The 6,000-nt window shown below is 51.6% G+C and carries 6 protein-coding genes and 1 tRNA gene; 2 read left to right on the top strand and 5 right to left on the bottom strand.

The features are described 5' to 3' along the window. Positions 1–348: 348 nt before the first annotated feature. From QN359_RS15550 to QN359_RS15540, 3 genes are all read right to left on the bottom strand, one after another. Positions 349–729, bottom strand: a complete 381-nt coding sequence (locus tag QN359_RS15550) for a hypothetical protein (RefSeq protein WP_323493332.1) — start codon at positions 727–729, stop codon at positions 349–351. A 6-nt stretch (positions 730–735) separates the two neighbouring features. Next, positions 736–829 (bottom strand) — tRNA-Ser (locus tag QN359_RS15545). Positions 830–948: 119 nt separating this feature from the next. Beyond that, positions 949–2,199, bottom strand: a complete 1,251-nt coding sequence (locus QN359_RS15540; RefSeq protein ID WP_322247783.1) for an aspartate kinase — start codon at positions 2,197–2,199, stop codon at positions 949–951. A gap of 94 nt (positions 2,200–2,293) precedes the next feature. Here QN359_RS15540 and QN359_RS15535 point away from each other — a divergent pair, with 94 nt between their 5' ends. Next, the gene (locus QN359_RS15535; protein WP_323493333.1) at positions 2,294–2,437 is read left to right on the top strand and encodes a hypothetical protein; all 144 of its coding nucleotides are present in this window, start codon (positions 2,294–2,296) and stop codon (positions 2,435–2,437) included. Between the two features lie 127 nt (positions 2,438–2,564). Here QN359_RS15535 and QN359_RS15530 read toward each other — a convergent pair whose 3' ends face one another. Together QN359_RS15530 and aceB are read right to left on the bottom strand one after the other, a co-directional pair. After that, entirely contained in the window at positions 2,565–3,143 is a 579-nt protein-coding gene (locus QN359_RS15530; protein ID WP_322247782.1) for a DUF1415 domain-containing protein, read from the bottom strand. Positions 3,144–3,282: 139 nt separating this feature from the next. Further along, entirely contained in the window at positions 3,283–4,881 is a 1,599-nt protein-coding gene (aceB, locus tag QN359_RS15525) for a malate synthase A (RefSeq protein WP_322247781.1), read from the bottom strand. Positions 4,882–5,087: 206 nt separating this feature from the next. Between aceB and QN359_RS15520 the strand changes: the two genes are divergently transcribed. Beyond that, the gene (locus QN359_RS15520; protein WP_322247780.1) at positions 5,088–5,999 is read left to right on the top strand and encodes a LysR family transcriptional regulator; all 912 of its coding nucleotides are present in this window, start codon (positions 5,088–5,090) and stop codon (positions 5,997–5,999) included. The last annotated feature ends 1 nt before the right edge of the window (position 6,000 follow it).

The following is a 6,000-nucleotide window of genomic DNA, read 5'->3' as shown; positions in this document are numbered from 1 at the left end:
AACCGAGGTTAACACTCGTAAACCAATGCCTGCAACCCCCTGCAGCTTAGTCAAGAAAATTATTCCGGACAGCAGTGTGCGTAGGCAGGAATCCAGTGGCACGTCAGTGCCTTCAGGGTGAGAACGTCGATCAAGGGCACTTTTTTTCTGTGAAATGAACACGTCCTGCTGCGCCTGAGTAGCACAGATATAAAAGGCGCGTACGCGCCACTGGATTGCCGCCTGCGCGGCAATGACGAATTGGACGGCTGGGTGGACGCGTAATCGACCTCGCCTGCTCTCGCCTCGTCATTCCTGCGTAGGCGGGAATCGAGTGGCACGTCAGTGCCTTCAGGGTGGGAGGGTCGATCAAGGGCACTTTTTTTTCTGTGAAATGAACACATCCTGCTGCGCCTGAGTAGCACAGATATAAAAGGCGCGTACGCGCCACTGGATTGCGGCCTGCGCGGCAATGACGAATTGGGCGGCTGGGTGGGTGCGCAATCGACCTGACTTGTGGGTAATGATCAGCGCGCTTGTGGCGGGCACCTGGCGGCGTTCGTGCTTAACTGAAAATACCAGAGATGATCGTGTTTTCAGCGCTGAAAACGACACTGGGTTCCCGCCAAAAGCATGCGGGAATGACGAGGCGGTGGCATGCGGGAATGACGAGGCTGCGGCATGCGGGAATGATGTGAGGAAGAACTGCAGAAAAAGAAAAAGCCCTTGATTTCTCAAGGGCCCATTCAAAATTACTGGCGGAGGCGGTGAGATTCGAACTCACGATACAGGTTTAAGCCCGTATGCTTCCTTAGCAGGGAAGTGCCTTCGGCCACTCGGCCACGCCTCCACACTATTACACGCCAAGCCCGAAGAATTGGCAGTAATCGAGATCAAGATAATAGCGGTTCAAATCGCTTTGGTCAACCGTTGGGACTCAACAAAAGCGATTTTTTTCTCTTTTCAGGCTCAGGCACTTTCCAAGCCGAAAGCTTTATGCAGAGAACGTACGGCCAATTCCATATACTTTTCATCGATCAAGACCGAAATCTTGATTTCAGAAGTAGAAATCATCTGGATATTGATGCCCTCTTCCGACAAAGTACGAAACATTTGCGAAGCGATGCCAACATGGCTGCGCATACCTACGCCGACCACGGAGACTTTCGAGACTTTGGCGTCACCAAGTATGCTGGCGGCACCGATGTGTGCCTTGACACTGCCTTCGAGGACGTCCATGGCTTTGCTGTACTCGCCGCGTGGAACCGTGAAAGTGAAATCGGTTTTTCCTTCCACCGATTGATTTTGGATGATCATATCGACTTCGATATTGGCATCGGCCACCGGGCCCAAGATTTGATAAGCAATGCCGGGACGGTCTGGTACGCCGAGTACGGTTATTTTTGCTTCATCACGGTTAAACGCGATGCCGGTGATGGTGGCTTGTTCCATATTTGTATCTTCCTCGAACGAAATCAGGGTGCCGGAGATCGCTTCTTGTTCCAGCGGCATTAGGGGGTCGGTCAGCGATGACAAGACGCGCGTTGGCATGCGGTAATTACCGGCAAATTCAACCGAGCGTATCTGCAATACTTTCGAACCGAGTGAGGCCATTTCCAGCATCTCTTCGAAGGTCACAGTATTGAGCTTACGGGCATCGGACACCACACGTGGGTCGGTGGTGTAAACACCATCGACGTCGGTGAAAATCAGGCATTCCTGCGCTTGCAAGGCCGCTGCAACGGCAACGGCCGAGGTGTCGGAACCACCACGACCGAGCGTAGTAATATCGCCCTTGTCATTGACGCCCTGAAAGCCGGTGATGATGACGATCTTGCCGGCCGCGAGGTCGGCCTTGACTTTACTGTCATCAATGCCGGCGATACGCGCCTTGGTATGAGATGAATCGGTATTGATCGCAACTTGCCAGCCAGCATACGATACGGCTTGTTTGCCGATTGCCAGCAAGGCCATGGCGAGTAAGCCGACCGAGACTTGTTCACCGGTTGAGGTAATCATGTCTAGTTCGCGTGGATCGGGTTGCGCCATGAGTTCTTTGGCCAGACCGATGAGTCGATTGGTTTCGCCAGACATGGCAGACGGAACAACCACTATCTGGTGACCGGCATCATGCCATTTGGCGACGCGCTTGGCGACGTTCTTGATGCGTTCGGTGGAACCCATCGAAGTCCCGCCGTATTTGTGGACGATTAAAGCCATAGATATAGAAAGCTAGAGGTGTGAAAAATGCGAGAAAAAAAAACGAAGCCTTACTCTACATGCTGCTCCGCAAAATAACAAGGCGCTTTCGGCCATGTTTGCTGAAGAAACCTTGGTGCTAAGCAAAGATCAGGCAAATTTTCTATCGATAAAACAGGAAAAATTTTCTGATTACCGAATTAAAACTGCCCAGCACGGTAACTGCTATGCCGCGCCAGCGCTGGGCGCGGCAGGGTAAGAGAGGCCCGCGGGCCATTATGGCGGGCCTGGCGCGGGATGAGCTGAGCGTCAATACTGAGCCTACGCTACATAACTTTTTCATATATGAATATGAATAATCGGTCGCATGCGGCAGCACGGTGAATTCAGGCTTTGGGCGGTTTTTCGTAGGATAAGTTCAGTTCATTCCAGCCGGCATGGCCGAGAATTTGCAGCTCTTCGATGTTTTTTTCGTAAATCATGCCGGCATCAGGAAAGGCTTCGACCGCCCGGTCTATGCTTTCTTCACGCAGTAAGTGCAAAATCGGGTACGGCGAGCGATTACTGAAATTTTCGATGTCATCGGCAGCGCTACCCTCAAATTGAAACTGCGGATGAAAATTAGCGATTTGCAAAGTGCCATCGAGTTCCAATTCTTCCAGCAAACCTTCGGCGACTTCCATGAAGTCATTGAAATCGAGAAAGTCGTTGAGCATGCGCGGATGAATCAGCAGAGTCGTGTCGATTTTTTCCGCACTGGTTTCGGCCAGCAATTCCAACTCTGTTTGCAATTCTTCGAGCAAGGCTTGCGGGGTATCGGCTTGGCTGACGACGTAACGAATTTGCTTTTTGACGTGCACCGCCTTGGCAAACGGGCATAAATTCAAACCGATGACGGCTTTTTCCAGCCATTCTTCGGTGTGGGCAATCACGGTTTCAGGCGTGACGGAAATCATTTTTGGCATGATCAATCGACCTCATTGAAGTCGTGCAGCCTCGGGCAGCCGACGGCACGACAGAGTAAAAAGTAGCAGTATGCCACCAGAGCGAAAAACGGCCCGAAAAATTTTCGGGCCGCGGTCTACTCAATACGATGGAAAGTATTTAAATTTCTTCATACAGAGGTAATGTCAGGAATTCGGCAAATTCATCTGAGGTCGACATGGTTTCAAAGATTTGCGCAGCACGGTCATAGGTCGGGCCGCTGCCGGCGATTTCCTTAACTTTAAGCAACTCTTCCGGGATCATCGCACGCACCATGTCGGCCGTGACTTTGCGGCCATCTTCGAGCTTGCCTTTTGGTGTGCGTATCCACTGCCATACTTGCGAGCGGCTGATTTCGGCGGTGGCGGCATCTTCCATCAAGTTATGAATCGGCACGCAACCATTGCCGGCCAACCAAGCGCCGAGGTAATGGATGCCGACGTTGATGTTGTAACGCAAACCGGCTTCGGTGATCGGTGCTTCCGGTTGAAAGTTGAGCAAATCCTTGGCGCTGACTTCGATGTCGGGGCGTTGCTTGGAGATTTGATTCGGGGCGTCGCCAAGCACTTTCTTGAATTCAGTCATGGCCAGTTCTACCAAGCCCGGATGCGCAACCCAACCGCCATCGTAGCCATCAGCGGCATCGCGTGCCTTGTCGGTACGTACACCACCCATGGCGATGTCATTTTTTTCCGGATCGTTTTTAATTGGAATCAAGGCAGCCATACCGCCGATTGCCGGCGCATTGCGCTTGTGGCAAGTTTTCAATAACAACAGTGCATACGAGCGCATGAACGGTGCCGTCATGGTGACTTTGGCGCGGTCGGCCAGACAAAAGTTTTGGTCGTTTTTGAATTTTTTGATGCAAGAGAAAATGTAATCCCAACGACCGGCATTCAAACCAGCGCTATGCTCACGCAACTCGTACAGGATTTCATCCATTTCGAAGGCAGCGACGATAGTTTCTATCAGTACGGTGGCCTTGATCGTGCCTTGTGCAACACCGATTTCATTCTGCGCCATGACAAAAATATCATTCCACAAACGCGCTTCGAGGTGCGATTCCATTTTCGGCAAGTAGAAATACGGGCCTGCACCGCGCGCCAATTGTTCTTTGGCGTTGTGAAACAGGAACAAGGCAAAATCAAAGATACCACCGGACACGCGCTGACCATCGACGAGCACGTGTTTTTCACCGAGATGCCAGCCGCGTGGACGCACTACTAAGGTGGCAATTTTATCGTTGAGCTTGTATGATTTACCGTTTTGCTCCAAGCTGATGGTGCGGCGCACGGCATCACGCATATTGATCTGGCCGGTGATTTGATTATCCCAATTCGGGGTATTCGAATCTTCAAAATCGGTCATGTAACTGTCGGCACCGGAATTGAAGGCATTGATGACCATCTTACGTTCGACCGGGCCGGTAATTTCTACGCGGCGGCAAGCGAGTGCATCAGGCAATGGGGCAATTTTCCAATCGCCTTCGCGAATCGACTGTGTTTCCGGCAAGAAGTCGGGCAATTCGCCGGCATCGAGACGTTTGGCGCGCTCTACACGGGCGGCCAGCAACGCTTGGCGGCGCGGTTCAAATGCACGGCTGAGCTTGGCAACCAGCGCCAGCGCATCTGGGGTCAAGATTTGTTCGAAGCCTGGCTTGATCTCGCCAAGAATTTCCATACCTTCTGGCAGGCTCAACAAATTGTTCGATTGCGTCATTCTGATCTCCACAAAATTAAAAAAAGCTGATTGAGTACTTTCCAACAGGCACTACCCTATTTTGCCTGAAACCGCGCCTGAAAACAGCGCTCGCTACATGAACTAGAGTATATTCGATCAAAAACAATAGTAATACTTAGTTTTATCACTTTATCTTTTACTTTCAGTTAAAGATAAAATTTTTCGAACCCGCTAAACTACATGCCATGGACCAATTCAAACAGATCAGTACGTTTACCGAAGTCGCGGCACGCGGCAGTTTGTCGGCCGCGGCGCGGGCCGAAGGAGTGGCACCGGCGATGATCAGTCGCCGCCTCGATGCGCTCGAAGAGCGTTTGGGCGTAAAATTATTACAAAGAACCACACGAAAAATTGCCCTCACCAATGAGGGCGCGACCTTTCTCGAAGATTGCCAACGGGTGTTGGCCGACCTCGAAGCGGCCGAAGCGCTGGTATCGGCGCGCAGCGTGCATGCCAGTGGTGTGTTGACGGTTTCGGCACCAGCCGGCTTCGGCCGTCTGCATGTAGCACCGCTGCTGCCGGCATTTCTGGCGGCGCACACGGATTTAAAAATCACCCTCAGCCTCAATGACCGCGTGGTTGATTTGATCGGTGAAGGGGTGGATGTGGCAATTCGCATCGCTTCTTTAAGTGATTCCAATTTGATCGGTGTTAAATTGGCCGATAACCAGCGCGTGGTGGTGGCGGCACCGGCTTATTTGGAACAATACGGTACGCCGCGTTCTATCGATGATCTCAGTGCGCATAATTGCTTGGCCTTTAACAATGATGGCAGTCAGCGCGGTTGGACCTTTCGCCAAAATGGAAAAAATCTCGCCGTTAAAGTCGACGGTAATATGGTGTGCAATGATGGCGAGGTCTTGCATGACTGGGCCTTGGCCGGCAAAGGTTTGGCTTGGCGCTCGATTTGGGAAGTTGGTGCTGAAATCGAGAGTGGTAAACTGGTGACGGTACTTGATGAGTACAGTGCTGCCGGCAACGATATCTATGCAATTTTTACGCAACGACGCCATTTACCATTGCGGATACGCGCCTTTGTTGATTTTCTGCGTCAGGCTTATAGCGATCCGTATTACTGGAAAGATAAGCCGAGTTAAA

Origin of the sequence: Undibacterium sp. 5I2 (genome assembly GCF_035019605.1) — a bacterium.
GTDB lineage: Bacteria > Pseudomonadota > Gammaproteobacteria > Burkholderiales > Burkholderiaceae_D > Undibacterium.
This window is presented reverse-complemented; position numbering and strand designations above follow the sequence as displayed.

Excerpts from the sequence above, each read along its gene's own strand:
- QN359_RS15540 (WP_322247783.1), bottom strand. The coding sequence starts at position 2,199 with ATGGCTTTAATCGTCCACAAATACGGCGGGACTTCGATGGGTTCCACC.
- QN359_RS15535 (WP_323493333.1), top strand. The coding sequence starts at position 2,294 with ATGTTTGCTGAAGAAACCTTGGTGCTAAGCAAAGATCAGGCAAATTTT.
- QN359_RS15530 (WP_322247782.1), bottom strand. The coding sequence starts at position 3,143 with ATGCCAAAAATGATTTCCGTCACGCCTGAAACCGTGATTGCCCACACC.
- aceB (WP_322247781.1), bottom strand. The coding sequence starts at position 4,881 with ATGACGCAATCGAACAATTTGTTGAGCCTGCCAGAAGGTATGGAAATT.
- QN359_RS15520 (WP_322247780.1), top strand. The coding sequence starts at position 5,088 with ATGGACCAATTCAAACAGATCAGTACGTTTACCGAAGTCGCGGCACGC.